The sequence below is a fragment of the Paracoccus mangrovi genome (genome assembly GCF_042648425.1).
Taxonomy (GTDB): domain Bacteria; phylum Pseudomonadota; class Alphaproteobacteria; order Rhodobacterales; family Rhodobacteraceae; genus Paracoccus; species Paracoccus mangrovi.
The window spans coordinates 384,178-408,295 of the sequence record NZ_JBHRXJ010000001.1 but is presented as its reverse complement, the minus strand read 5'-3'; the positions used below and the strand labels follow the sequence as shown (position 1 = coordinate 408,295).

Genomic DNA, 24,118 nt, shown 5'->3' with positions numbered 1-24,118 from the left:
GTGACCCGCAACGGAGACCCGGACATGACCCGCGCCCTGATCGTCATCGACGTGCAGAACGAATATTTCGACGGCGGCAAGCTGCCGCTCTTTGAAGCGGCCGAGACCGAGGCCCGCATCATCGACGCCATCACCCGCGCGCGTGCCGCCGGGGATCGCGTCATTCTGATCCGCCATGAAGCGCAAAGCGATCAGGGGATTTTTGCCGCCGGTTCATCCGGGACCCTGATCCGCGACGGTATTCTGGCTGCTGCGGGCGATGCGCCGGTGGTGACCAAGCATTTCGCCGATTCCTTTCAGGAAACCGATCTGCTGGGCCATCTGGATGGCATCGACAGCCTGCTGATCTGTGGGATGATGACCCAGAACTGCGTGGTCTTTACCGCCATGTCGGAACTGACCGGCGGGCGCGCGGTGACGGTGGCGGGCGATCTTTGCGCCGCGCCCTCGCAGGTCGTGCATCTGGTGGCGCTGGCGGCGCTGGGGTCCAAACGGAAAATGGCCGACGCCGCGAGCCTTTGGCCCTGACGTCGGCGGTCGGGCCTAAAGACAGCCCTCAAGCAGGCGCTCAAGCTCGGCGGCATCGTGGCGATAGCGCGCCATGGTGCGCCGCAGCGTCGCCTGCATCGTGGCCTTGGTCGCCATCAGATTGCCCGAGGTTTCCAGCCGCCGGTTGAAGGCGCCTTCAAGTTCGCGGTTATAGCTGGCCATGGCCTTGGCGATCTGGGCGGCCGCGCCGATGCGCTTGGCGGTCGGATGGCCGCCCGGCGTGCCCGCATCCAGCGTGTCGGCGCTGCGCTGGATCAGGCCGGCGGTCATCTCGACGCCCGCCTCGAAGCTGCGCGTATTGGCCGAGGGGCTGCCCTGCGCGGCCACGATATTGTCCATATTCGCCCAGCCCCCAAGCGCGATATCGCCGCTGCCCTTGGCCATGGCGCCCCCGGCGCCCTTGGGCTTGGCATGGGTCAGCGCGCGCTGTGCCAGCGTGCGGCCGAATTCCTTGGCCGATACCGATCCGTTCGCGACCCCGGCCGCGCCGCCATAGACATCGCTGATGGTCTGGGTGCCATCGGCCAGCGCGCGCGCCGCATCGCCGGTTTTCAGCCCGGTCGCCTGCATCAGCGCCGCCGCCAGATCCAGCGAGGCGAGCGAGGTCTTGTGAATGATGTCCACGACCAGCCAGATGCGGCCTTCGTCGTTCAGCCGGTCCAGCTCGGCCGACATTTCGCGATATTCGCGATCCGCCCCGGCGATCAGATGGCGCAGATTGGCCAGCTTGGCGCGGTTGTCGCGGCATTGCGCGGGCGGCACGACCCGGTTGCGCCGCATGGCGTCGTCTATGGAATGCACGGTCTTGCGCTGGCGCGGCAGCTTGTAGGGGATGCCCTGCCAGCCGTTGTTCTGCTGATAACCTGTCATCGTAAACCTCCGGTCGCGGGCGCAGGTTAACGGCTTGGCGGCGCGCTGTCGATGCATTGCGGGCGGGGCTGCGACATTCCCGCCATCGGGGCGCGAAACCGGCAATGTCTGCTTTTGTCTGCCGCGCGGCTGCCCTAAGGAAGGGGCAGGGACAGGGAAACCGCGATCTGGAACAAAGGCCGCACGCATGAAATGGGACCCCGAGGGCAAGCCCCGCAAACCGGACGTTCTGGGCATCGGCGCGCAAAAGGCCGGCACCACATGGCTGTCGCAGATGCTGAGCCAGCACCCGGATATCTGGGCGCCCCCCTTCAAGGAGGTGCAGTTCTTCAACCACCGTTACATCGAAGAACATCGCGAATGGCTGCCCTGGCATTTCAACCGCACCAAGAAGAACATCCGCGAAAGCTGGGCCAGCCGCGGGCGCGAGATGCCGGCCCATCTGACAGATTATCTTGAACGTCTGACCCGGGGCGAGATGTTCACCAATCACTGGTACAAGCGCGTCTTTGCGCCCACGCCCGTGGGCGCGCTGGCCATGGACGTGACCCCCGAATATTCGACCTTGCCCGATGAAGGCGTCGATTTCATTGGGAAATTCCTGCCCAACGCCAAATTTGTCTATGTCATCCGCCATCCCGTCGACCGCGCCATTTCGCAGATGCGCATGAACATGCGCCGGCTGAAACGCACGCCCCGGACCGATGACGACTGGAAGGCCGAGGTCGAGGATCCGGTGCTGATGGATCGCGGCGATTATGCCACCTATGTGCCGCGCTGGCGCGCGCGCTTTGGCCCCGACCGGCTTTTGATCCTGCCCTTTGGCCAGATCGCGGCCGATCCCCAGGGCCTGTTGCGCCGGATCGAGGAATTTCTGGGGCTTGCGCCGCATGGCACCTATCGCGGCGCCGATCAAAAGGTCTTTGCCTCAGAGGGGGGGCCGAGCGTGCCTCCCGAGGTCCGCGCGAAGCTGCGCGAAAAGCTGGAGCCGCAATTCGCCTTTCTTGAGGCCGAATTCGGCCCGGAATTCACGCGGGCGTGCCGCTGAGCCTTTCCCTTTGCCCGGCCAGCGGCTACATAGCGGCCAAACTCGGACAGCATTCAACGGCGGGGAAAGATCATGGCCTCATATCAGTTCGTCTACCACATGGACGGGGTGTCCAAGACCTATCCCGGCGGCAAGAAGACCTTTGAAAATATCCGCCTGAATTTCCTGCCCGGGGTAAAGATCGGCGTCGTCGGCGTGAACGGCGCCGGTAAGTCGACGCTCTTGCGCATCATGGCCGGCATCGACAAGGATTTCACCGGCGAGGCATGGGCCGCCAAGGGCGCGACCGTCGGCTATCTGCCGCAGGAGCCGCAGCTGGACCCGGCGCTGAACGTGCGCGGCAATGTCATGGAGGGCGTCAAGGCCAAACAGGACAAGCTGAACCGCTATAACGAGCTGGCGATGAACTACTCGGACGAGACCGCCGAGGAAATGGCTAAGCTTCAGGACGAAATCGACGCCGAAAACCTGTGGGATCTGGACAGCCAGATCGACATCGCGATGGAGGCCCTGCGCTGCCCGCCCGACGATGCCGATGTCGAAAGCCTGTCGGGCGGCGAACGCCGCCGGGTCGCGCTCTGCAAGCTGTTGCTTGAGGCGCCCGATATGCTGCTGCTGGACGAACCGACCAACCACCTTGACGCCGAAACCATCGCCTGGCTGCAAAAGCACCTGATCGAATATCCCGGCACGATTCTGGTCGTCACGCACGACCGCTATTTCCTCGACGACATCACCGGCTGGATCCTTGAGCTGGATCGCGGTCGCGGCATTCCCTATGAGGGGAATTATTCCGCCTGGCTGGACCAGAAGGCCAAGCGCCTGGAACAGGAAGCGCGCGAGGACAAGGCCAAGCAGAAGACGCTGGAACGCGAACTGGAATGGATCCGCGCCGGTGCCAAGGCCCGTCAGGCCAAGCAAAAGGCCCGGATCAACGCCTATAACGAACTGGTCGGCCAGTCCGAGCGCGAAAAGCTGTCCAACGCCCAGATCATCATCCCCAATGGCGAGCGTCTGGGCAACAAGGTGATCGAGATCGAGGGCCTGAAAAAGGCCATGGGCGACAAGCTTCTGATCGAGGATCTGACCTTTTCGCTGCCGCCGGGCGGCATTGTCGGCGTGATCGGCCCGAACGGCGCCGGCAAATCGACGCTGTTTCGCATGCTGACCGGCAATGAGGCCCCCGATGCGGGCCAGATCAGCCTGGGCGATACCGTCAAGCTGAGCTATGTCGACCAGTCGCGCGATGCGCTGGATGCCAACAAGACCGTCTGGGAGGAAATCTCGGGCGGGGCCGAGCAGATCGTGCTGGGCGATGCGACGATGAACAGCCGCGCCTATTGCTCGGCCTTCAACTTCAAGGGCGGCGACCAGCAGAAGAAAGTCGGCCTTTTGTCGGGCGGTGAACGCAACCGCGTGCATATGGCCAAGCTTTTGAAATCCGGCGGAAACGTCCTGCTGCTCGATGAGCCGACCAACGATCTGGACGTCGAAACCCTTCAGGCGCTGGAAGCCGCGCTTGAGGATTTCGCCGGCTGCGCGGTCATCATCAGCCACGACCGTTTCTTCCTTGACCGGCTTTGCACGCATATCCTTGCCTTTGAAGGCGATGCCCATGTCGAATGGTTCGAAGGCAACTTCGAGGATTACGAGGCCGACAAGGTCCGCCGCCTTGGCCCGGATTCGATCGAACCCAAGCGGGTGAAATACAAGAAATTCACGCGGTGACCCGGTCACCGCGTCCGCTGCGCCTGATTTTTACAGATATTGGTTGGTTGTGATGGGTCTGGATATTGTTGGCATCTGCCGGTTTTCATTGTTGGGGCGGGGTGACTGGAAGGCGACCGGCGGCAAAAGCGATGCCGAACTGGCCGAGATTCTGGAATCGCGGGCCGAAATGCTTTACGCGCCGCAGCGCATGGAAGAGCGTTTCGCCACCTTCGAGCATCTGACCCTGAAATCCATCGCGGCACAGCGGGACAAGGATTTCACCTTTCTCGTCTGCGCCTCGGAACGGATGCCGGCCGAATATCGCAAGCGTCTGGATGCGATTACCGCCCCCATTCCCCAGGTCGCGGTGCGCTATTATCCGGCCACCGACGTGATTTCGGCCCAGAACGCCTTTTTCAAGGAACAGGGTGTGGATCAGGAAAACTGCATCCAGTTCCGGCTGGACGATGACGATTGCGTCTTTGTCCGCTTTATCGACCGGCTGCGGTTCTTTGGCGAACAGCTTGAGGCGGTCAAGACCTTCGGGATCACCTTTTCCGACCTGATCTATTCGTCGCTGAACCATCCCGAAGGCGGGGTCTTTCACTGGCACCGGGATTTCTTTTCGGCCGGTGCGGCGATCCGGCACCCGACGCGCTCGATCTACAGCTATGGGCATTTCGCGATTCCGCGGCGGATGCCCTGTGTGACCGTGCCCTATTTCATGCCGCTGGTGACGCATCGCGGCAATAACGACACGCGCCCGATCCAGACCCATCCCGGCGCGCGGGGCGAGGTGGTGCGGATCGCGCCCGATGCCCTGGAAAAATACATCGCCGCGCATCTGCCGTTTCTGGATGAAACCGGGCTCAAGGTCGCCGGGCTGATCCCCGAATAGGCCGCGCGGGAACGCCCGGCCCGAAACGCCCGCCCCGAAACGCCCGGCCAGAGCCGGCGCCGCCGCAAGCGGCGCCTTGTTCACTCGACCGGGGGTGTCACCGGCGGCGCCACGGGCGCTTTGCGGCGGCGCCCGGCGGGGCGGCCGGGACGCGGGCCGCCGGCGGCCTCGATATGCTTCTGGCGGATCTTGTGGGCCAGAAATCCCTGACCGGAATTGCGCAGATAGATCACCATGCGCTTGCTTAGCCCGAAATGGCGGCGCGACAGGGCCTTGTCGGCGATGATGCTGGCAAACCACGGAAACGTCCGCACCGCGCGGTAATGGCGATAAAAGCGGGCCGGGGTCATTTCGCCGCGCACCGTTTCGCGCACCACCGTGCTCAGCAGGTTGGCGCGGCGCAGGATCAGCGCCGTCTTGTGCCCGGCATAGCGCGCCTTGAGCAGGCGGATATTGGGGCCGCTGAACATTTCGATATGCTGGCGATCCTCTTCGAAATGCGGATCATAGACCAGCCAGACCTCGGCCGCCGCCGCGACCTCGCGGGCGGCATTGGAAAAATCTCCGCTCCAATCCATCTTGCGCCCGGCGGGAAAGCGCTTTTCCCAAGGCGCGAGGTCCTGATCAAGGCTCGCCTGCGGGGAAAAGGCCAGCACCGTACAGCCCGGCACCAGCGAGGCAAAGGCACAGGCCGCATAGCCCCCCATCGACGTCCCGGTCAGGAAAACCCGGCCGAAACGGCGGAAGAAGCCCGATTTCGCAAGCGCGCGCAATTCGGCGAACAGATCTTCGCTGCGAAACCAGTTCGCGCCAAAGGCCAGGACGCCAAGATGCGACCAGCCGTTCTTGGCCACGAACCCATAGCCCCAGCTGTCGCGGTCGATGCCCGCATCGCGCGCCGCCGACAGGTTGTCAAAACTGACCACCAGCACCGCGTCGCCGCGATCGGTGAATTGCAGTGCATATTCGCCCAGCGACTTGTAATAGCCGATGCGATGTTCGGATCGGCGCATGTCGACGATCCAGCGCGGCGCCAGATCGGGCGGCTGGGGCGCGGCATTCTTGTCTGCGGGCAACTCGTTTGGGGGAGCATCCTCGTCAAGGTGCTCGTCGTCCCGGTCTTCGACCGATGCGTCCGTCATTTAAATTCCACAACCGATAAAATCGCTATGCCTCAGGGTAACCGGCGGCCATGGAAGTTGCAACCTGAGCAGGCCGGCCCGTCGCGGAATCCCGGCGCTCATGTCCATTCCCAGGGCCGGGTAAAGCGGCCAAGGCAATCGATGACCGCCTGGTCCTCGACCTCTGCGGTGCGGCGCAGCCGGGCCGTCAGGCCGCGTTTCTTGTCATCGACCACCTCGGCCACCTCGACGGCCAGCCCGGCCTCGGCCAGCGCCGTGCCATAGACCCGCGCCAGTGCCAGCTTGCGCAGCTCGGGCTTGAAGATCTTGCCGATCGCCGTCTTGGGAAGCTCGGGCACGATCTCGATATATTTCGGAACGGCGGCGCGTTCATGGATATGGGTGCGGGCATGTTCCATCAGCTCGTCGACGGACAGTTCGGCCCCGGCCACCAGCTCGACATAGGCACAGGGCAGTTCGCCCGCGAAACTGTCGGGCTGGCCGATCGCGCCGACAAAGGCGACCTTGGGATGCGAAAGCAGCGCGTCCTCGATCTCGGCCGGGTCGATATTGTGGCCGCCCCGGATGATCAGGTCCTTGGCGCGCCCGGTGATCCAGATATAGCCATCGGCGTCGAACCGGCCCAGATCGCCGGTGCGCAGGAAACGGTCCTCGACGAAGAGATCGTGGTTCTTGTCGGTTTCGGTATAGGTTGACCCCTCGAAGACGCCGGGATTGGCGATGCAGATCTCGCCGACTTCGTCGGTGGCGCATTCCTCGAAGCCGCTATCGCGGCGCCTGAGGATGCGCACATGCGTATAGGGCAGGGGGATGCCGACCGAGCCCACCTTTTTCACCCCGTCGATGGGGTTGCAGGCCACCAGACAGGTGGCCTCGGTCAGGCCGTAGCCCTCGGCGATCTCGACCCCGGTCGAGGCCTTGAAGCGGTTGTAAAGCTCGATCGGCAGCGGCGCCGAACCCGAGATCGCGATCTTCAGCGACGAGACATCGGCATTGACCGGGCGCTGCATCAGCGCGGCGATGGCGGTCGGCACGGTGATCAGGAACGTCGCCTGCCAGCGTTCGATCAGCTTCCAGAAATTGTCGAACACCCCCTCGCCGCGATAGCCGGCCGGGGTCGGCATCACCAGATGCGCCCCCGACATCAGACAGGACATCAGCACCGGATAGGCGGCAAAGACGTGAAACAGCGGCAGCGGGCACATCAGTACGTCGCGTTCGTTGAACAGCAGCGTGCCGCCCAGCCAGCCATTATAGATCATGCCCGACAGCTTGTGCTGGGCGACCTTGGGGGTGCCGGTGGTGCCGCCGGTGTGGAAATAGGCGGCGACGCGATCCTCGGGCGGCTCGTCAAAGGTCAGGCGGTCGTGGCGATGCGCGCTCGCCCCAGCCTCGAAATCCATGACTTTGGCGTGATGGCGGGTCGGCATCTTGGGCCGCATCATCGGCACCAGAAGACGCTTGATCCCGGTCAGATAGCGGTTCAGGTCCACCTCGAGCACGGTCTCGACGCCGGGGGCCATCGCCACCGCCAGCGCGGCCTTTTGCGCGATATCGGATTTCGGAAAACTTTTCAGCGTGACCAGCACCTTGGCGCCGGTCTCGCGCAGGATGCCGGCGATCTGCTCGGGTTCCAGAAGCGGGTTGATCGGGTTCACGATCCCGGCGGTCGCCCCGGCCAGAAGCACCACAGGCGTTTCAAGGCAATTGGGCAGCATATAGGCGACGACATCGCGTTCGCCGATGCCAAGGCTGCGAAACAGATTGGTGGTTTCGGTCACCCGCTCATGCAACTCGGTCCAGTTCAGACTGCGTGCGGGCGCGTCGGGGGCCGAAAACAGCTGAAAGCTGATCGCCTTGCGGTCGGGGTGCACATCGCGCGTGCGGCTCAGGGCCTGAAAAACCGTGCGCGGCAGGTCGCGCAGGGAATAATCCATTTCCGCCTCGAGCGCGTCGCGCGCCGCGACATCCACAAACCTCGTCATCGACATTCCTCCCAGATCGTCCGCGGGGGGCACCCCGCATTGCCGGAAAGAATGGTCCGAAACGGCACCCCGGACAAGAGTTGACCCCCCGTCGCAAGGTGCCGCAACGCTGCGTCAAAGTGTCGTTGGGTCAGGCCTGCGGAATGCGCAGGGTCTGGCCCGGATAAATCTTGTCGGGATCGCTGAGCATGGGCCGGTTCGCTTCGAAAATATCCTTGTAGCGATTGGCGTTGCCCAGATAGTGCTTGGCGATGGCCGACAGCGTCTCGCCTTTCTTGACGGTGTGAAAGACCGGCTTGGTGCCGGCGGGGGCGGGGGTTTCGGTGCTGGTATCGTCGGCCAGCTCGACCCGGGCGATGCCCTTGATATTGCCAAGCGCCACGATCAGCTTTTCCAGTGTTTCCTGATCGCGCGCCTTGCCCGAAATGACGATGGTGTCGCCGCCGCGCAGCGTAAGATGCACGTCATTGGCGGTCAGACCCAGCGCCTTGAGCTCGGCTTTCAGCGCGGCGACCTTGCGGTCGGTTTCGCTGGGTGCCGGCTGTGCGGGGGTTGCTGCGGGGGCAGGCGCCGCTTCGGCCTCGGAGCCGAGAACCGATTTCCCGGCATCCTTGACGAAATCCCAAAAAGCCATTGCTTCTCCTTTCACATCGACCTGCGGCGGCAAGGCTTTGCCGAAACCCAGATCCGTGGGGCAACGCCTTGCCGATGGCCCGGTTCCCTAGAATTTTCAGCAATCTTTGGTTGAGAAACTGAACTTTCGGTCCTAAGTTCGCCGCAAATGAGGGATGCGGAATGCCGAAAAAATATCTGAGATCAGCCATTTGCGCCGTCGTTCTTGGGCTTGTGGCCGTGCCGGCTTCGGCCTCGGAAGATATCGCCATTCCGCATCGGACCCCGCATGGCGGCAAGCCTTTGGGCGATGTCGTCTGTTTCGGAACCACGCGTCAGGACAATGAGTCGGCCGTCCGCGCGACCAATGCCACGCGCAAGGCGCGCGGGCTGAAACCCCTGCGCGCCAGTTCCGATCTGGCGCTGGCCGCCGCCCGCCATGCCTGTGACATGGCCCGCCGCAGCGTCATCTCGCATCGCGGCACCAATAGCCGCGGGCCGATGCAGCGGGTCAAAAAGACCGGCTACAAGCCGGGCATTGCCGCCGAAAACATCGCCGCCGGCCCCTGGGGCCAGGAACAGGTGCTGACCGAATGGGTGCGGTCCAAGGGGCATCTGGACAATATCCTGATCCCGCAGATTCGCGATTACGGCATCGGCAAGGCGATTGGCGCCGATGGCCGCACCGTTTTCTGGGCGGCGGTCTATAGCGCGCCCAAGCGGCGCTGAACGGGATCATCCTGTCGGCGGAGGCCGGTCGCGCGTCTTGGGCTGATCGGTATGGGAAAATCAGCTTGAGAAGATCGGCCCGGGAAAGCCGGGCCGGGAAAGCTCGCGGGGGAAACTGGGCCCGGGAAAAGCCGGCCCAAGAAAACCTGCCCCGAGCAAGCTGATATCGTAAACCACCGTGGACAGCGCCGCGAAACGGATGCCGCGAAACAGGGTCGCCGAACAGGGTGACCCGTTAAAGCCCAGCCTGACAGATTCTCCGCAACAAACAGGTTCGGATCCCCGGGCCTGAACACGGTGCCGCCAAGACTGCAATCCGAACGCCGATGGTGCGGGCACCTGGAAGACAGATTTCCGACCCGGCGGTTCGCGCGCTATTCCGCCGCTTCGCTGAGCGGCCCTTCGGTGAATTGCAGGCGCGCCAGCCGGGCATATAGCCCGCCTTGTGCCACCAGCTCGTCATGGCGCCCCTGCGCGACGATGCGGCCATGGTCAAAGACGACGATGCGGTCGGCCTTTTTCACCGTGGCCAGCCGATGCGCCACGATGATGGTGGTGCGTGTGCGCGCCAGTTCATCCACCGCCTCTTGCACCAGCCGTTCGGATTCGGCGTCCAGCGCGCTGGTCGCCTCGTCCAGAAGCAGGATCGGCGCGTCGCGCAGGATGGCGCGGGCGATGGCGATGCGCTGTTTCTGCCCCCCCGACAGCATCACCCCGCGCTCGCCGACATAGCTGTCGTAACCATCGGGCAGCTGGGTCAGGAATTCGTCGGCATGGGCGGCGCGGGCGGCGGCCTCGACCTCGGCATCCGTGGCGTCGGGTCGACCAAAGCGGATGTTTTCGCGCGCCGACGCGGCAAAGATCACCGGATCCTGCGGCACCAGCGCGATAGAGCGGCGGAAATCGGCGCGCGCCATGTCGCGCAGATCGATGCCGTCGATGCGCACCGCGCCCGCATCCGGGTCCCAGAATCGCAGCAAAAGCTGGATCACCGTGGTCTTGCCCGCCCCCGAGGGACCGACCAGCGCCACCGTCTCGCCGGCCGCGATGTCCAGATTGACGTCGTCCAGCGCCGAACGGTCGGGGCGGCTGGGATAATGAAAGGTCACCGCGTCGAACCCGATCCGGCCCTGCACCGGCCGGGGCAGGGGGACGGGATGGGCGGGGTCGCGCAGGCTGTCCTGGGCGGTCAGCAATTCGGTCAGCCGCTCGGTCGCGCCGGCCGCGCGCTGCAACTCGCCCCAGATTTCGGAAAGCGCACCGACCGCGCCCGCGACCAGCACCGCATAGATGACGAACTGCACCAGCTCGCCCACGCTCATTGTGTGCAGCCGCACATCGCGCGCGCCGATCCACAGCACGCCCAAGACACCGGCAAAGATCAGAAAGATCACGATCACCGTCATGATCGTGCGCACCCGTACCCGGCGCAGGGCGACGTCAAAGGCGCCCTCGGTCACCGTGTCGAAACGGGCGCGGGTCGGCCCCTCCTGGGTAAAGGCCTGCACGGTCTGCGCAGCCAAAAGGCTTTCCGAGGCCGCGCCCGAGGATTGCGCGATCCAGTCCTGGGTTTCGCGCGACAGCCCGCGCAGCCGCCGGCCCAGCACGATGATCGGCACCACGATCACCGGCACCAGCACCAAAAGCAGCATGGAAAGCTTGGCCGAGGTCCAGATCAGCATCGCCATCCCGCCGATCAGGATCAACAGATTGCGCAGCGCGATCGACACGGAAGAGCCGATCACCGACTGGATCAGCGTGGTGTCGGTGGTGATGCGGCTGATGATTTCGCCGGTCAGGACGCGTTCATAAAAGGCCGGGCTCATGGCGATGACGCGATCGAAAACGGCCTTGCGGATATCGGCCACGACCCGTTCGCCCAGCCGGGTGACAAGGTAATAGCGCAGCCCCGTCCCCAGCGCGAGCAAGGCGACAATGGCCAGCGCGGCGCCGAAATACTGGTCCAGAAGATGCGCGCCGGCCCCGAATCCGTCGACCACGCGCCGCACCGCCAGCGGCAGGACAAGGCTGATCCCCGCCGTCACCGCCAGCGCCGCCATCGCCGCCAGCAGCAGCCAGCGATAGGGCCGGATGAATGGCCACAGCGCCCGCAGCGCGCCAATGCGTTTCGTCGTCGGACGGTCGGCGATAAGCTTGGTGCCGCGTGCCATGTCTTCTCCTTGGGTGCCGAACCGGGCGGGTCGGTCAGTAACGTCCGGCCCGGTATCGGTGCCTGTCTTGCGCCCGCCGCTCCCGCTCAAGGGGGGCGGCGGGCAGATCTCACAGGGGCTGGGGGCCGCCGGCCAGTTCCAGCACCACCTGCCATTCCGCGTCCGATACCGGCTGCACGGACAGGCGCGAATTATTGACCAGCACCATGTCTTTCAGGCGCGGCTCGGCCTTGGCCTCATCCAGCGAAACCGGGCGCAGGACCCGCGCCACGGCGCGGATGTCGACGCATTCCCATTTCGGATCGGCGGCCTTGGAATCGGGATGGGCCAGCGCCACCACCTCGCAGATGCCGACAACTTCCTTGCCGATATTCGAGTGATAGAAAAAGCCGCGATCCCCGATCTGCATCGCCCGCATGTTGTTTCGGGCCTGATAGTTGCGCACGCCGTCCCATTCCTCGCCCGTCTCGCCCTTTGCGATCAGGTCGTCAAAGCTGAAGACGTCAGGCTCGGATTTAAAGAGCCAATGCGCCATCAGCCGATCACCTTTTTCCATTCGATCACCTCGACCGAGGCAAAAAGTCCTGCGGCCTTGTAGGGGTCGCCGGCGGCCCAGTCCTTGACCTGGGTCAACGTCTCGGCCTCGACGATCAAAAGCGAGCCGCGCATCTCGCCCTCTTCGATCAGGGGGCCGGCCATCCGCAGGCCGGGCTGTTCCTTCAGAAAGGTCAGGTGCTTGTCGCGGGTGTCCAGACGGGTTTGCAGCTTGCCGGGCAGGTCACGGCAGATCACGGCGAAAAGGGACATCATTCCTCCTTCAAGGGGCGGTTCAGCAGAATATCAAGGGCTTGTTTCATGGCGATCCGCCCCTCGGCAAGGCCGGCGACCAGATCCGAGATCGGCATCTCGATGGCCTTTTGCCGGGCCAGCGCGCTGACGGCGCGGGCGGTGGCGGCGCCTTCGACGGTGGTGCCCTGTGCAAAGGGCCGGCCCGCGCCAAGCGCAAGCCCATAGCGGAAATTGCGCGACTGCTCGGACGTGCAGGTCAGCACCAGATCGCCAAGCCCGGAAAGCCCGTTCAGCGTTTCCGGCCTCGCGCCAAGCGCGGTCGCCAGCCGCCCCATCTCGGCAAAGCCGCGGGTGACGATGCTGGCGCGCGCGCTGTCGCCGTAGCCTGCGCCGATGGCGGCGCCCGCGGCGATGGCGATGATGTTCTTTAGGGCCCCGCCAAGCTCGGCGCCGGTCACATCGGTGGTGCGGTAAAGCCGCAGCGTCGCCGTGCTCAGATCGCGCTGCAAGGCCTCGGCCGCGGCGGCATCCGCACAGGCCAGCGTCAGCGCCGTGGGCAGGCCGCGCGCGATATCGGCGGCGAAACTGGGGCCGGTCAGCACCGCGACCGTGGCCAGGGGACAGGCCCGCGCAATCAGCGCCGACGGCCCGGTCAGCGTGGCCAGATCGATCCCCTTGGCGCAATTGACCAGCCTGCGCCCGCCCAGCCGCGCGCCATGTTTGGCCAGAAAACCGCCCAGCACCTGCGCGGGCAGCGCCAGCAACAGGGTTTCGGCCTGGATCATGTCGATCCGGTTCGTCACCTGCATTCCGGCGGGCAGGCGGATCCCGGGCAGGCGCGGGTTCTCGCGCCCGCGCGCCCAGCCGGTATCGCGGCCCCAGAGCGTGACCTGTCCCCTGCCGGCCAGATTGACCGCCAATGCGGTGCCGAATGCGCCCGCGCCAATGACCGCCACGCTCATGCCTTGGCCCCCTTTTTTCCCGCGCCCAGCATGGGCGCCGCATCGCGGTCCAGGGGCCAGCGCGGCCGCGCGGCCAGATCCATGCCGTCGCGCTGACCGGCGGCATAGGCCTCGATCCCGGCCCAGGCGATCATCGCGGCATTGTCGGTGCAAAGCGTCAGCGGCGGCGCCAGAAAGCGGGCGCCGGCCTTGTCCGCCACCGCCTCAAGCGCCGCGCGCAGGGTCTGGTTCGCCGCGACCCCGCCGGCGACCGCCAGAACCGGGGCACGGGTCTGTTCCAGCGCGCGGCGGGTCTTTTCCGCCAGCACATCGGCCACGGCGGCCTGAAAGCCGGCGCAAAGATCGGCGCGGTCCTGTTCGTGCAGCCCGCCTTGCGCCGCGACCAGCTCGTCGCGCTGGCGCAGCACGGCGGTTTTCAGCCCCGAAAAGCTAAGGTCGCAGCCGGGGCGATCCAAAAGCGGGCGCGGCAGGGCAAAGCGTTTCGCGTTCCCCGCCCGCGCCGCCGCCTCGACCGGCGGGCCGCCGGGCTGGGGCAGGCCCAGAAGCTTGGCGATCTTGTCAAAGGCCTCGCCGGGGGCGTCGTCGATGGTGCCGCCCAGCCGGGTAAAGGCATCGGGGCCATCGACCATCAGAAACTGGCAATGCCCGCCCGACACCAGAAGCATCAGATAGGGATAGGCGACCGCATCGGTCAGGCGCGGGGTCAGCGCATGCCCCGCCAGATGGTTCACCCCAACCAGCGGCAGGCCGCTGCCCGCCGCCAACCCCTTGGCCAGCATGACGCCCGACAGCACGCCCCCGATCAGCCCCGGCCCGGCGGTCACCGCGATACCGTCCAGATCGGCCAGCCGCAGCCCCGCCTGCGCCAGCGCCTGTTCGACGCAGAGATCCAGCTTTTCGGCATGGGCGCGGGCAGCGATTTCCGGGACGACGCCGCCGAAATCGGCGTGCAGCGCGCTTTGACCGGCCACCACCGAGGCAAGGATCGTGCCATCCTCGCGCACCACCGCGGCGGCGGTGTCGTCGCAACTGCTTTCGATGCCCAGAAAGGTCCGTGACATGCTTGTCCTTGTTCCCGCGCCGCCAAGGGCCTAGGCAAAGGGAGGTAACATCTTGTCCCGCCGATTTCCATGCCGTTTGCCGCCCCGATGAAGCCATCGCCCGCCATGTCCAGCCCCATGCCGCCCGCCAGCCCGACCGATCCCGTGCCCACGCTGCTTTTGACCCGACCCGACGGGGCCTCGCGACGCTTTGCCACGGGGGTGGCGGATCTGGGGCTGGCGGTGGTGATCGCGCCGGTGCTGCGGATCGTGGCGGTCGAACATGACGCCGCCCGGCTGGCGGCGGCGCGGGGGCTGGTCTTTACCTCGGTCCATGCGGTTCCGGCGGCGGGGGCGGGGCGCGGCCGGCCCGCGATCTGTGTCGGCCCCGCCACCGCCGCCGCCGCCCGCGCCGCCGGTTTCGACGTGACCGAGGGGCCGGGCGATGCCGCCGGCATGATGCCGCTGCTTGCGGGGCTGGGCGCGGGGTGGCTGCACCCCCATGGCACCCATCTGGCCCGGGTGCTGCCGGTGCCGGGCATGGTCGTCTATGATCAGGCGCCGCAGGTACTGAACAATGCGGCGCGGGACCTTTTGGCGGGAACGGCGCCGGTCCTTTTGCCGCTGTTTTCGCCGCGCTCGGCGGCGCTCGTCGCCGAACAGGTGCGGGATGCGCAGGCGCCGCTTTGGCTGGTGCCGATCAGTCCGGCCGCGGATGCGGCATGGGATGGTGCCGGTGGCCGCGCGTCGCGGCGCTTGGTTGCGCCGCGCCCCTATGCGGGGGGGATCGTCGCCGCAATCGAAACCCTTTTGAATGCAAAGCAATCCATCTGAGGCTTGGTGTGATGCGCGGGTTGAGGCGCTGCGTCTCGGCGTCTAGACTGCGACCCAGAGCCAGAGGCATGATGCCATTCGGACGGGCGCCGATCCGCGCCCGGACCGAAGCGGGATCGACAGCGAAACGGGGAAGAGTCGTGAAAAAGCCAGAAACCGATGCCAGCGAAAGCAAACCCGCCCCCGATGCCAGCAACAAGAAAAAGCCGGCGACCGGCGCGGTGATCGACAGCCATCCGGTGGGCACCGGCGATGCGGCGGGCGCGGCCAAGGTCCCGGCCATGCCCAAGGTCGAATCAAAGCTGGTCGGATCGGGCACCGGACCGGCCGCCGCCGCGCCGAAATCCGCGGCTGCCGCCGAATCGGGTGGGGCATCGGTCACGAGCAAGCCCACGGAAAAGCCGGCCGCGAAACCGTCGGATGCCGCCGCGAAACCGGCCGCCACCCCGGCGCAGACGCCCGCCTCGACGCCCACCTCGACCCCGGCCAAATCCGAAACCCGCGTGATCGAGGTGCGCAAGGCGGGCTTCATGCCGACGCTTCTGGGCGGCATCATTGCCGCCGGTCTGGGTGCCGGCGCCACCTATTGGGCGATCCCGAAGCTGCCCCCCGCATGGCAGCCGGGCGCTGGACAGGGCGATCAACAGGGGTCGCTCGACGAGGTGCGCGCGGTCGCGACCGAGGTGGCGCGCGCCGAAATCCAGACCCAGCTTGATGCCGTGTCCGGCCGCGCCGCCGATGCCGGCGCCGATGCCGCGCGCCAGCTTCTGGCCGATAGCGGCCCAAGCGGGGCCTCGGTCGCCGATGCCGAGGCGTTGCAGGCGCAGCAGGAAAAACTGGCCGCGCTTGAACGCACGGTTGCGGATCTGGCCGCGCGTCCGGCCGTCCCCGCCGTTGCCCCCGGCGATGCGGATGGCCAGCTTCAGGCGCTTTTGTCCGATATGAGCGCGCGCATGACCGAACAGCAGCGCCGTCTTGACGAATTGTCGGCGCGTCCCGCCGGCGATGCGGGATCGGCCGAACAGTTGCAGGGGTTCGCCGCACAGGCGCAGGCGCTGGAAAGCCAGATCGCCGCCGCTGCAGACGCCGCCGAAAAGCGCATCTCGGCCGCCGAATCCCAGGCCGCCCAGTTGCAGGACAGCGCCGAGGCCGCCAATCGCCGCGCCCGCATCTCGGCCGCCGCCGCCGCCTTGCAGGCCGCGCTCAGCTCGGGCGGGGCGCGGGATCAGGCTTTGGCCGAATTGCAGGCCGCAGGGGTTCAGCCCCCGGCGGTGCTCAGCGGCGAGGTGGCGACGCTTGCGCAGCTGCGCGCCGAGTTTCCCGCCGCCGCGCGCGAAGGGCTGGCGGCGGCGCTCAAGGCCGCGCCCGCCAATGACGGCGCGATGGGCGTGATCGGGAATTTCCTGCGCGTGCAGACCGGCGCCCGTTCGGTCGAACCGCGCGAAGGCAGCGACCCCGATGCGGTGCTGTCGCGCGCCGATGCGGCGGTCAAGGCCGGCGATATTCCCGGCGCGCTGAGCGAAATCGGCGCCCTGCCACAGCCCGGCCAGGACGCGATGTCGGGTTGGTCCGCACAGGCGCGGACCTGGGTCGAAGCCAATGCCGCCCTGACCGCCCTGGCGGCAGGCAGCATGTAGAAAGGGGGTTGGACATGCTGCTTTCGGCTTTGAAAATACTTATCTTTTTTGCCATCGTTCTGGCGGTCACGCTTGGCGCGATGCAGCTTTCGGAAGGCAATGACGGGCTTGTGCTGGTCTTTGGCGGCACCGAATATGTGCTGGGCCCGGTGCATGCGCTGATCGCGCTGGTCATCGCCATCCTGCTGGGTTGGCTGGTGGTGCGCGTGGTCGGGCTGGTGCTGGCTTTCGTGCGCTTTCTTCTGGGCGACGAGACGGCGATCAACCGCTATTTTGCCCGCTCGCGCGAGCGCAAGGGCTATGAGGCGCTGTCCGAAGGCATGCTTGCCGTCGCCTCGGGCGAGGGGCGGCTGGCCCAGGACAAGGCCGCCCGTGCGGCACGGTTTCTCGACAAGCCCCATGTCACCGATCTTTTGGCCGCGCAGGCGGCCGAGGTGGCGGGCGATCGCGCCAAGGCCGGCGAGGTTTACCGTCGGCTCTTGTCGGACGACCGCACCCGCTTTGTCGGCATTCGCGGCCTTTTGCGCCAGAAGCTGGACGAAGGCGATACCGCGACCGCGCTGAAACTGGCCGAAAAGGCCTATGCGCTGAAACCCAAAAGCGCCGAGCTTCAGGACACCTTGCTGGAATTGCAGACCCGTCAGGGCGACTGGAAGGGCGCGCGCGCCGTGCTCAAGGACAAGCGCAAACAGGGGCATTTGCCGCAGGATGTCCATATCCGCCGCGACGCCGTGCTGGCCCTGAAAGAGGCGTCAGAGGTGCTGGCCGAGGGCAATTCGATCAGCGCCCGCGAGGCGGCGATTTCCGCCAGCCGCGCCAGCCCCGACCTGATCCCGGCGGCGGTGCTGGCGGCGCGCAGCTATATCGCCCAGAACGATGCCCGCAATGCCAGCCGCGTGCTGCAAAAGACCTGGAGCGTGCGGCCCCATCCCTCGATCGCGGCCACCTATGCCGAAATCGTGCCGGACGAAAAGCCGGCCGCGCGCCTGCGCCGCTTTGAGGATCTGATGCGGCAGAACCCCGATCACGAGGAAACCCGCCTGCTGCGCGCCGAATTGTTGCTGACCGCCGAGGATTTCCCCGGCGCCCGCCGCGCGCTGGGCAATCTGGCTGAAAAGCACCCGACCGTGCGATCGCTGTCGATCCTTGCCGCCATCGAACGCGGCGAGGGCGCCGATGACGCGGTGGTGCGCGGCATTCTGGCCCGGGCGCTGGTGGCCAGCCGTGGCCCGCAATGGGTCTGTGACAAATGTCACAACGTCATGGCGGAATGGGCGCCGGTCTGCGACAGCTGCGGCGGGTTCGATACGCTGACATGGCGCGAACCCGAAACGCCGGCATGGTCCGCCGCCGCCGGCAACGGGGTCGAGATGCTGCCGCTATTGGTGGGCAGCCGGCCGGCCGGCGATGGGGCGGACGCGGCCGTGCCGGTGCCCGTCTCCCAGGTCGAGGTCAAGGCGTCCGTGACGGGTCCTGCGACGGGTCCTGTGACTGCACCGACGCCCGGGATCGTCGGGGACGAGCCGGATCCGCCGGCCCCGGCCGCGCCCCCGCCGCGCGCGCAGGCGCCCGCCGATCTGCCGGATGTGGCGCCGGGCATGGTGCCCCGGGAATCGGATTATCGCGATTCGGGCAGTGTCGCGGATCGCGACACCGGCAACGGCACCGAGCCGGCGATGACCGTCACCGATCCCGAACCCGAACCGGCGCCCGTGGCAAGGCCGGTCCCGGCGCGGGCCAACGGTCCCCGCATCACCGACGAATCCGAGGTGCTGCCCGTGCGTCCCGATGTCGAACCCCCGGAAGGGGCCGGTCTCGACACCGCCAAAAAGCGCTGACACCCCCTTTTCCGCCGCGCCTGAACCTGTTATCTGGCGCGGCGTGGGTGCGGTCGAAAGCTTTGGCCGGAACCTGCGGGCCGGGCGATGCGTCGTCCCGCCATTACCAGCGGTCTTTCGGGCATGTTGATGCTTGCGAGGATCGCAACGCGCTGATAGATCGGCGCGGATGCCGCAGTAGCTCAGCTGGTAGAGCACGTCATTCGTAATGATGGGGTCGGGGGTTCGAGTCCCTTCTGCGGCACCATTTCCCTGTTTCATACTGATACAGGTCCGGCGCCCGGATCAGAACCGCATCCGTCTGATGCGCGCGGCGATCCGGCGGATGCCTTCGGGGATGGCGATATCGGCGATGGTGCCATAGCCCAGCCGGAAATAGGCACAGGGTTCGGCCGGCTTTTCAAAGAACACCGCCCCCGGTTCGATCAGCACGCTGTCGGGCCGCAGCGCAAGGGCCAGCGCGGTGCTGTCGCTGCCATCCGGCCCCCGGATCCAGACGCTGGATCCGCCCGCGGCCGGCGCGCCGGCGATCTGCAAGCCATGGCGATCCAGCGCCTGTTCCAGAATCTCGCGCCGCTGTTTGAACGCCTGTCGCAGCCGGGCGATATGGGCGTCGTAATGCCCAAGCGCCAGGAAATAGGCGGTGATGCGCTGAAGATGGCTGGGCGGGTGGCGCAGCATGATCGACCGCAGCGCGCGGGCGCGGGCGATCAGCTCGGGCGGCGCGACCATGTAGCCGATGCGCAGCCCCGGAAACAGCGATTTCGAAAAGCTGCCCAGATAGATCACCCGCCCCCCGGGATCGAGCGATTTCAGCGCCGGGGCCGGGGGCGCAAGATAGGACATCTCGAAATCGTAATCGTCCTCGATGATCAGGAAATCCTGCGCGGCGGCGCGGCGGATCAGCTCATGCCGGCGTTCAAGCGGCATGGTGGCGCCGGTCGGGATGTGATGGCTGGGCGTGACGATGACCAGCCGCGCATTGTCGGGCAGCTGATCGGGGTTCAGCCCCATCTGATCCACCGGCAGAAAGGTGGTCGGGCTATGCGCCCGGCGCAGGGTTTCGGCGAAATCGGGATAGCCGGGTTCCTCGGCCACGGCCAGACGGTCGGCACGCGACAAAAGCTCGGTGGCCAGAAACAGCCCGTTCTGCGCGCCCAGCGTCACCAGCACCTGATCGGGGCGCGCGGTGATGCCGCGCCGGGGCAGGGTGTTGGAACAGATGTAATCGATCAGCAGCGGGTCGTCGCTGCCATAGCGATCCGCCGCCAGTTCGCCGAAATCGCGGGTGCCGAGCGCGCGGCGCGCACAGTCGCGCCAGGCATTGTGGTCAAACAGCACCGGATCGGGCTGGCCATAGATAAAGGGGTAAAGATAGCTCTGCCAGTCCGGCGGCTTGCGGATGACGCGGCGCGGCGATGACTGATCGGAAAGCCAGCTTTGCCAGTCGGGCGGGCTGCCGGCGGTTTCGGCATCCGTGCGCTGACCCTTGAATTCCTCGGGCCGCAGGCGGCGATGCGGCACGGTCGCGGCCACCGCGATCCCCGAACGCGGCCGCGTCTCAAGGTAACCCAGGCTGACCAGTTCCTGATAGACCAGCGTCACCGTCATCCGCGACATGCCAAGCGCCTGCGCCAGCTTGCGGCTTGACGGCAAAAGCGTGCCCGGCCGCGCCCGGCTTTCCAGAATCGCGCGCACCACCGCCGCCGCCAGCCGCCCTTGCAGGGTGGGGGCCTCGGCCTCGCGCAGAAAGATCGCCTCGATGGGGATGCGCATCGCAAACTGGACCTAACATCGGGTTCATCTGGACATATAGGATTGGGTCCCGCTCTGCAAGATTGCGATGCGTCAAGCCGCCGCACCGAACGGGGCAAGACGACAAAAGGGAGGAATGAACATGAATCGTATGACCCGCCTGCTGACTGGCACGCTGACCGCGCTTGCGCTGGTGCTGCCCGCCGCTGCCACGGAATACCGCATCGCCGTGGGGGACGGCGCCGGCGGTACCCAAGAGGCGCTGGGCAAGGCCTTTATCGCCGCACTTGAGGAAAAATCCGGCGGCGAGATGACCGGCAAGCTGTTTCTGAACGGCCAGCTGGGCGACGAACAGGATACCGTCACCGCCGCCGCCACCGGCACGCTGGATTTCTCGATCGTCGCGATCAACAACATCACACCGTTTTCGCCCAGCGTCGGCACGCTGACCCTGCCTTATGTGATCCTGTCCCAGGAGGACGCCGAAAAGGTGACCCAGGGCGAGGTCGGCGAAAAGATGATCGCGCAGACCATCGAGGATGCGGGCGTGCGCATCATCGGCTGGGGCTATTCCGGGTTCCGGGTGCTGACCAATTCGAAAAAGCCGGTCTCGACGGTCGCCGATCTGCAAGGGCTGGTGATCCGCGTGCCCAAGAACGAAATCATGATCGAGACCTATAAAAGCTGGGGCATCAACCCGACCCCGATGGCCTGGGGCGAAACCTTCGCCGCGCTTCAGCAAAAGGTCGTCGACGGTCAGGACAATCCCTACATGACCGTCTATTCGATGAAGTTCGACGAGGTGCAGAAATATATCACCGATCTGCGCTATATCTTCTCGATCGAGCCGCTGATCATCAGCGAGGCGCTGTTCGAGGGCCTCAGCGACGAACAAAAGAGCCAGGTGCTTGAGGCCGGCAAGGCTGCGACCATGGCCTCGGCCGAATTCCTGCGCGCCGAAGAGGCCAAGATCCGCGAAGAGCTGGTCGCGCGTGGCATGGAAATCACCGCGCCGGCCGACGATGAAAAGGAATTCATCGAAAAGGCCACCACCACCGTCTGGCCGAAATTCTATGACCAGATCGGCGGTGTCGAGGTGCTCAACACCGTGCTGACCTCGTTGGGCCGTCCGGCGGTCGAGTAAACTCCCCCCCGACTGGGCGCGCGGACAGATTGCCGCGCGCCGCCTTTCCCGCCCGCCCTGTCCGCAACCACCCACCAGTGGGGAGCCCTGTCTTGTCCGTGCTCTGGTCTTTTCTCGACAAGTTCGAAAGCCATGTCTGCCGTGTTCTGCTGGCCATTTTCGTGTCGCTGCTGTTCGTGCAGATCGTGGCCCGCCAGATCTTTGGCTTTTCGATCACCTGGATCGAGGAACTCTCGGTCATCCTGTTCGTCTGGTTCGCCTATTTCGGCGCATCCTATGCGGCGCGCATGGCGGCCCATAACCGCGTCACCTTTCACCTGAACCAGATGCCGCGCACCCGTGCCCGCATCATCGAGGCCATCGGCGATGCGTTCTGGATCGCCTTCAATCTGATCTTCATCTGGCAGGCCACGGCATTCATCGGCCGGCTGAAGCCCTTCGTCAAAGCCCAGACGCTGGGCTGGGAAATGCGCTATGTCTATCTGGTCCTGCCGATCGCCTTCACACTGATGACGATCCGCATCATTCAGGTGAACTACCTGAAGCTTGTGCGCGGCATAGACCCCGCCGATCCCGACAAGGTCACCGTCGAGGCCGCTCTTGAGCTGGCCGAGGATGAACAGCGCGCCTTTGAACGGAGCAAGCACTGATGGACAGCTATCTGATTGAAATCCTGTTCGGCACCTTCTTCGGGCTGATGCTTCTGGGTGCGCCGATCACCGTGGCGCTGGGCGTCGCCTCGCTGGCCGCGATGTTCTATCTGGGCGACAACCCGATCAAGATGGTGCAGATGGCCTGGTCCTCGGTCGGGTCCTTCCCGCTGATGGCGCTGCCGGCATTCATCCTGGCCGGCGCGCTGATGGAGGCCTCGGGCCTGTCGCGGCGGCTGATCAATGTCGCCGAAAGTCTGGCCGGTCCGTTCACCGGGGGCCTGTCGGCCGCGACCATCATGGCCTGCCTGTTCTTTGGCGCCATTTCGGGTTCGGGGCCTGCGACCACGGCCGCCGTCGGCATGCTGATGATCCCGGCCATGGTGCGCCAGGGCTATGGCGCGGGCTATGCCGCATCGGTCACCGCCGCCGCCGGGGGCTTGGGGATCATCATCCCGCCCTCGATCCCGATGGTGATCTATGGCATCTCGGCCATGGGCATTGCCCCCGATCCCGCCGCCATCGAGGCGCATGGCCAGTTTCAGTCCGTCTCGATTTCCAAGCTCTTCATCGCCGGCTTCCTGCCCGGTGTGGTGATGGCCGGCGGGCTTTTGATCATGAACTATATCCGCTGCCGGATGCGGGGCTTTCACGGCTCGCCGGAACCGCTGTCGCTGCGCAAGGTTGCCTGCGCCTGCTATCACGGGTTCTGGGCGCTTCTGGCCCCGGTGGTGATCCTGGGCGGCATCTATTCGGGTCTGTTCACGCCGACCGAGGCCGCCATCGTCGCCATCTTCTACACGCTCTTTGTCGGTGCGGTGATCTATCGCGAACTGGACCTGCGCGAGGTGATCAAGTCGCTCGATACCACCACATGGCTGGCCGGGCGGGTGCTTCTGGTGCTGTTCACCGCCACGATCTTTGGCCGGGTTCTGGTCGAAAACAACATCCCCGGCGTGATCGCGGGCGGCATCCTCAGCCTGACCACCAATGTCTATATGATCTGGGCCATGGTCATCGGCATGCTGCTGATCGTGGGGATGTTCATGGAAACGCTGGCGGCGATCATGATCCTCGTCCCGGTGATGCTGCCAGTGGCCTATATGGTCGGCATCGACCCGATCCATTTCGGCATCGTCATGATCTGCACGCTGTCGGTGGGCTTCCAGACCCCGCCATTGGGCGAGAACCTGTTCATCGCCTCGGGCATCTCGGGGGTGTCGATCGAACGGATCAGCCTGCGCGCGATCCCCTTCGCCGTCGCCTCTGTCACCGCAATCTTCATCATCGCCAGCTTCCCGGCCATCGCCCTCTGGGTGCCGCGGGTGCTGGGCTACTAACGCAAGGAGTTCGCAATGTCCCGTCAACTGACCGCCGCCGACCTGAAGGCCACCTTCGACGCCTTCAACCGCCATGACATCGACGCCGTGATGACCCATTTCGCCGATGACTGCGTGTTCTTCACCGTCGCGGGCGAGCACGAATACGGCAACAGGATCGAGGGCAAGGACGCCATCGCCAAGGCCTTTGTCGGCGTCTGGACCGCGATGCCGGACGTGCAATGGGCCGATCACAGCCATTTCCTGTCCGAGGACGGCACCCGCGGTGTCAGCCAGTGGACCTTTCGCGCCACCAACCCGGACGGCACCCGGACCGAGGTCGAGGGCGTCGATCTGTTCCGCATCAAGGATGGCCAGATCACCGAGAAACAGGCGATCCGCAAACAGCGCCCGGCCATTCCGGCGAAATGAGGCG

22 protein-coding genes and 1 tRNA gene are annotated in these 24,118 nt (G+C 65.7%); 13 read left to right on the top strand and 10 right to left on the bottom strand.

Annotated features, from left to right (window positions below; translation table 11 throughout):
• Positions 1 to 24 precede the first annotated feature (24 nt).
• Complete coding sequence (locus ACFOMH_RS01975) at positions 25 to 528, top strand: isochorismatase family protein (protein WP_377742267.1); 504 nt, start codon at positions 25 to 27, stop codon at positions 526 to 528.
• 15 nt (positions 529 to 543) lie between these two features.
• Here the strand turns inward: ACFOMH_RS01975 and ACFOMH_RS01970 are convergent, their stop codons facing one another.
• Positions 544 to 1,419, bottom strand: a complete 876-nt coding sequence (locus tag ACFOMH_RS01970) for a hypothetical protein (protein WP_377742265.1) — start codon at positions 1,417 to 1,419, stop codon at positions 544 to 546.
• A 187-nt stretch (positions 1,420 to 1,606) separates the two neighbouring features.
• Here ACFOMH_RS01970 and ACFOMH_RS01965 point away from each other — a divergent pair, with 187 nt between their 5' ends.
• From ACFOMH_RS01965 to ACFOMH_RS01955, 3 genes are all read left to right on the top strand, one after another.
• The gene (locus ACFOMH_RS01965; RefSeq protein WP_374424131.1) at positions 1,607 to 2,467 is read left to right on the top strand and encodes a sulfotransferase family protein; all 861 of its coding nucleotides are present in this window, start codon (positions 1,607 to 1,609) and stop codon (positions 2,465 to 2,467) included.
• Between the two features lie 72 nt (positions 2,468 to 2,539).
• Positions 2,540 to 4,195 carry an energy-dependent translational throttle protein EttA gene (gene ettA, locus ACFOMH_RS01960; RefSeq protein WP_377742263.1) on the top strand — a complete coding sequence of 552 codons (1,656 nt, stop codon included), beginning with the start codon at positions 2,540 to 2,542 and terminating at the stop codon, positions 4,193 to 4,195.
• Between the two features lie 52 nt (positions 4,196 to 4,247).
• Complete coding sequence (locus ACFOMH_RS01955) at positions 4,248 to 5,075, top strand: glycosyltransferase (protein WP_377742262.1); 828 nt, start codon at positions 4,248 to 4,250, stop codon at positions 5,073 to 5,075.
• 80 nt (positions 5,076 to 5,155) lie between these two features.
• Here ACFOMH_RS01955 and ACFOMH_RS01950 read toward each other — a convergent pair whose 3' ends face one another.
• The 3 genes from ACFOMH_RS01950 to lysM all read right to left on the bottom strand — a co-directional run bounded on the left by ACFOMH_RS01950 (position 5,156) and on the right by lysM (position 8,836).
• The gene (locus tag ACFOMH_RS01950; RefSeq protein ID WP_377742261.1) at positions 5,156 to 6,217 is read right to left on the bottom strand and encodes a hypothetical protein; all 1,062 of its coding nucleotides are present in this window, start codon (positions 6,215 to 6,217) and stop codon (positions 5,156 to 5,158) included.
• 98 nt (positions 6,218 to 6,315) lie between these two features.
• Positions 6,316 to 8,202 (bottom strand): acyl-CoA synthetase, encoded by a 1,887-nt coding sequence (locus ACFOMH_RS01945; RefSeq protein ID WP_377742259.1) that lies wholly within the window; start codon positions 8,200 to 8,202, stop codon positions 6,316 to 6,318.
• A 130-nt stretch (positions 8,203 to 8,332) separates the two neighbouring features.
• Entirely contained in the window at positions 8,333 to 8,836 is a 504-nt protein-coding gene (gene lysM, locus ACFOMH_RS01940; RefSeq protein WP_377742257.1) for a peptidoglycan-binding protein LysM, read from the bottom strand.
• Between the two features lie 161 nt (positions 8,837 to 8,997).
• On the opposite strand from lysM, the gene ACFOMH_RS01935 reads away from it, so the two are divergent.
• Complete coding sequence (locus ACFOMH_RS01935) at positions 8,998 to 9,543, top strand: CAP domain-containing protein (protein WP_374424142.1); 546 nt, start codon at positions 8,998 to 9,000, stop codon at positions 9,541 to 9,543.
• A 374-nt stretch (positions 9,544 to 9,917) separates the two neighbouring features.
• Here ACFOMH_RS01935 and ACFOMH_RS01930 read toward each other — a convergent pair whose 3' ends face one another.
• The 5 genes from ACFOMH_RS01930 to tsaD form a co-directional block, all read right to left on the bottom strand.
• The gene (locus tag ACFOMH_RS01930; protein WP_377742255.1) at positions 9,918 to 11,714 is read right to left on the bottom strand and encodes an ABC transporter transmembrane domain-containing protein; all 1,797 of its coding nucleotides are present in this window, start codon (positions 11,712 to 11,714) and stop codon (positions 9,918 to 9,920) included.
• 109 nt (positions 11,715 to 11,823) lie between these two features.
• On the bottom strand, positions 11,824 to 12,249 hold the full coding sequence (locus tag ACFOMH_RS01925) for an EVE domain-containing protein (RefSeq protein ID WP_374424184.1): 426 nt from the start codon (positions 12,247 to 12,249) through the stop codon (positions 11,824 to 11,826).
• Entirely contained in the window at positions 12,249 to 12,524 is a 276-nt protein-coding gene (locus ACFOMH_RS01920; RefSeq protein ID WP_377742254.1) for a YciI family protein, read from the bottom strand. Before ACFOMH_RS01920 ends, ACFOMH_RS01925 begins: the two co-directional genes overlap by 1 nt.
• Entirely contained in the window at positions 12,521 to 13,465 is a 945-nt protein-coding gene (locus tag ACFOMH_RS01915; RefSeq protein ID WP_377742253.1) for an NAD(P)H-dependent glycerol-3-phosphate dehydrogenase, read from the bottom strand. Before ACFOMH_RS01915 ends, ACFOMH_RS01920 begins: the two co-directional genes overlap by 4 nt.
• Positions 13,462 to 14,526: a tRNA (adenosine(37)-N6)-threonylcarbamoyltransferase complex transferase subunit TsaD gene (gene tsaD / locus ACFOMH_RS01910; RefSeq protein ID WP_377742251.1), complete on the bottom strand. Its 1,065-nt coding sequence runs from the start codon at positions 14,524 to 14,526 to the stop codon at positions 13,462 to 13,464. The genes ACFOMH_RS01915 and tsaD overlap by 4 nt, the downstream gene beginning before the upstream one ends.
• An 87-nt stretch (positions 14,527 to 14,613) precedes the next feature.
• On the opposite strand from tsaD, the gene ACFOMH_RS01905 reads away from it, so the two are divergent.
• The 4 genes from ACFOMH_RS01905 (at position 14,614) to ACFOMH_RS01890 (ending at position 19,061) form a co-directional block, all read left to right on the top strand.
• Positions 14,614 to 15,339 (top strand): uroporphyrinogen-III synthase, encoded by a 726-nt coding sequence (locus ACFOMH_RS01905; RefSeq protein ID WP_377742250.1) that lies wholly within the window; start codon positions 14,614 to 14,616, stop codon positions 15,337 to 15,339.
• Positions 15,340 to 15,479: 140 nt separating this feature from the next.
• Entirely contained in the window at positions 15,480 to 16,976 is a 1,497-nt protein-coding gene (locus ACFOMH_RS01900) for a COG4223 family protein (RefSeq protein WP_377742249.1), read from the top strand.
• 14 nt (positions 16,977 to 16,990) lie between these two features.
• Entirely contained in the window at positions 16,991 to 18,814 is a 1,824-nt protein-coding gene (locus ACFOMH_RS01895; protein WP_377742247.1) for a heme biosynthesis protein HemY, read from the top strand.
• 171 nt (positions 18,815 to 18,985) lie between these two features.
• Positions 18,986 to 19,061 (top strand) — tRNA-Thr (locus ACFOMH_RS01890).
• Positions 19,062 to 19,099: 38 nt separating this feature from the next.
• Here the strand turns inward: ACFOMH_RS01890 and pdxR are convergent.
• Positions 19,100 to 20,590 carry a MocR-like pyridoxine biosynthesis transcription factor PdxR gene (gene pdxR, locus ACFOMH_RS01885; RefSeq protein WP_377742245.1) on the bottom strand — a complete coding sequence of 497 codons (1,491 nt, stop codon included), beginning with the start codon at positions 20,588 to 20,590 and terminating at the stop codon, positions 19,100 to 19,102.
• 121 nt (positions 20,591 to 20,711) lie between these two features.
• On the opposite strand from pdxR, the gene ACFOMH_RS01880 reads away from it, so the two are divergent.
• From ACFOMH_RS01880 to ACFOMH_RS01865, 4 genes are all read left to right on the top strand, one after another.
• The gene (locus ACFOMH_RS01880) at positions 20,712 to 21,713 is read left to right on the top strand and encodes a TRAP transporter substrate-binding protein (protein WP_374424155.1); all 1,002 of its coding nucleotides are present in this window, start codon (positions 20,712 to 20,714) and stop codon (positions 21,711 to 21,713) included.
• A 98-nt stretch (positions 21,714 to 21,811) separates the two neighbouring features.
• A complete protein-coding gene (locus ACFOMH_RS01875) occupies positions 21,812 to 22,363 on the top strand; it encodes a TRAP transporter small permease (RefSeq protein ID WP_374424185.1) in 552 nt (183 codons plus the stop codon).
• On the top strand, positions 22,363 to 23,703 hold the full coding sequence (locus ACFOMH_RS01870) for a TRAP transporter large permease (protein WP_377742244.1): 1,341 nt from the start codon (positions 22,363 to 22,365) through the stop codon (positions 23,701 to 23,703). The genes ACFOMH_RS01875 and ACFOMH_RS01870 overlap by 1 nt, the downstream gene beginning before the upstream one ends.
• A 15-nt stretch (positions 23,704 to 23,718) precedes the next feature.
• Complete coding sequence (locus tag ACFOMH_RS01865) at positions 23,719 to 24,114, top strand: nuclear transport factor 2 family protein (protein WP_374424159.1); 396 nt, start codon at positions 23,719 to 23,721, stop codon at positions 24,112 to 24,114.
• Positions 24,115 to 24,118: the final 4 nt, after the last annotated feature.

What these genes read in the sequence shown, in the direction of transcription:
- ACFOMH_RS01920 (WP_377742254.1), bottom strand. Translation starts at nt 12,524, where the DNA reads ATGATGTCCCTTTTCGCCGTGATCTGCCGTGACCTGCCCGGCAAGCTG.
- ACFOMH_RS01975 (WP_377742267.1), top strand. Translation starts at nt 25, where the DNA reads ATGACCCGCGCCCTGATCGTCATCGACGTGCAGAACGAATATTTCGAC.
- ACFOMH_RS01925 (WP_374424184.1), bottom strand. Translation starts at nt 12,249, where the DNA reads ATGGCGCATTGGCTCTTTAAATCCGAGCCTGACGTCTTCAGCTTTGAC.
- ACFOMH_RS01915 (WP_377742253.1), bottom strand. Translation starts at nt 13,465, where the DNA reads ATGAGCGTGGCGGTCATTGGCGCGGGCGCATTCGGCACCGCATTGGCG.
- tsaD (WP_377742251.1), bottom strand. Translation starts at nt 14,526, where the DNA reads ATGTCACGGACCTTTCTGGGCATCGAAAGCAGTTGCGACGACACCGCC.
- ACFOMH_RS01955 (WP_377742262.1), top strand. Translation starts at nt 4,248, where the DNA reads ATGGGTCTGGATATTGTTGGCATCTGCCGGTTTTCATTGTTGGGGCGG.
- ACFOMH_RS01950 (WP_377742261.1), bottom strand. Translation starts at nt 6,217, where the DNA reads ATGACGGACGCATCGGTCGAAGACCGGGACGACGAGCACCTTGACGAG.
- ACFOMH_RS01970 (WP_377742265.1), bottom strand. Translation starts at nt 1,419, where the DNA reads ATGACAGGTTATCAGCAGAACAACGGCTGGCAGGGCATCCCCTACAAG.
- ACFOMH_RS01895 (WP_377742247.1), top strand. Translation starts at nt 16,991, where the DNA reads ATGCTGCTTTCGGCTTTGAAAATACTTATCTTTTTTGCCATCGTTCTG.
- ACFOMH_RS01865 (WP_374424159.1), top strand. Translation starts at nt 23,719, where the DNA reads ATGTCCCGTCAACTGACCGCCGCCGACCTGAAGGCCACCTTCGACGCC.
- ACFOMH_RS01905 (WP_377742250.1), top strand. Translation starts at nt 14,614, where the DNA reads ATGAAGCCATCGCCCGCCATGTCCAGCCCCATGCCGCCCGCCAGCCCG.
- lysM (WP_377742257.1), bottom strand. Translation starts at nt 8,836, where the DNA reads ATGGCTTTTTGGGATTTCGTCAAGGATGCCGGGAAATCGGTTCTCGGC.
- ettA (WP_377742263.1), top strand. Translation starts at nt 2,540, where the DNA reads ATGGCCTCATATCAGTTCGTCTACCACATGGACGGGGTGTCCAAGACC.
- pdxR (WP_377742245.1), bottom strand. Translation starts at nt 20,590, where the DNA reads ATGCGCATCCCCATCGAGGCGATCTTTCTGCGCGAGGCCGAGGCCCCC.
- ACFOMH_RS01870 (WP_377742244.1), top strand. Translation starts at nt 22,363, where the DNA reads ATGGACAGCTATCTGATTGAAATCCTGTTCGGCACCTTCTTCGGGCTG.
- ACFOMH_RS01965 (WP_374424131.1), top strand. Translation starts at nt 1,607, where the DNA reads ATGAAATGGGACCCCGAGGGCAAGCCCCGCAAACCGGACGTTCTGGGC.
- ACFOMH_RS01935 (WP_374424142.1), top strand. Translation starts at nt 8,998, where the DNA reads ATGCCGAAAAAATATCTGAGATCAGCCATTTGCGCCGTCGTTCTTGGG.
- ACFOMH_RS01880 (WP_374424155.1), top strand. Translation starts at nt 20,712, where the DNA reads ATGAATCGTATGACCCGCCTGCTGACTGGCACGCTGACCGCGCTTGCG.
- ACFOMH_RS01945 (WP_377742259.1), bottom strand. Translation starts at nt 8,202, where the DNA reads ATGACGAGGTTTGTGGATGTCGCGGCGCGCGACGCGCTCGAGGCGGAA.
- ACFOMH_RS01930 (WP_377742255.1), bottom strand. Translation starts at nt 11,714, where the DNA reads ATGGCACGCGGCACCAAGCTTATCGCCGACCGTCCGACGACGAAACGC.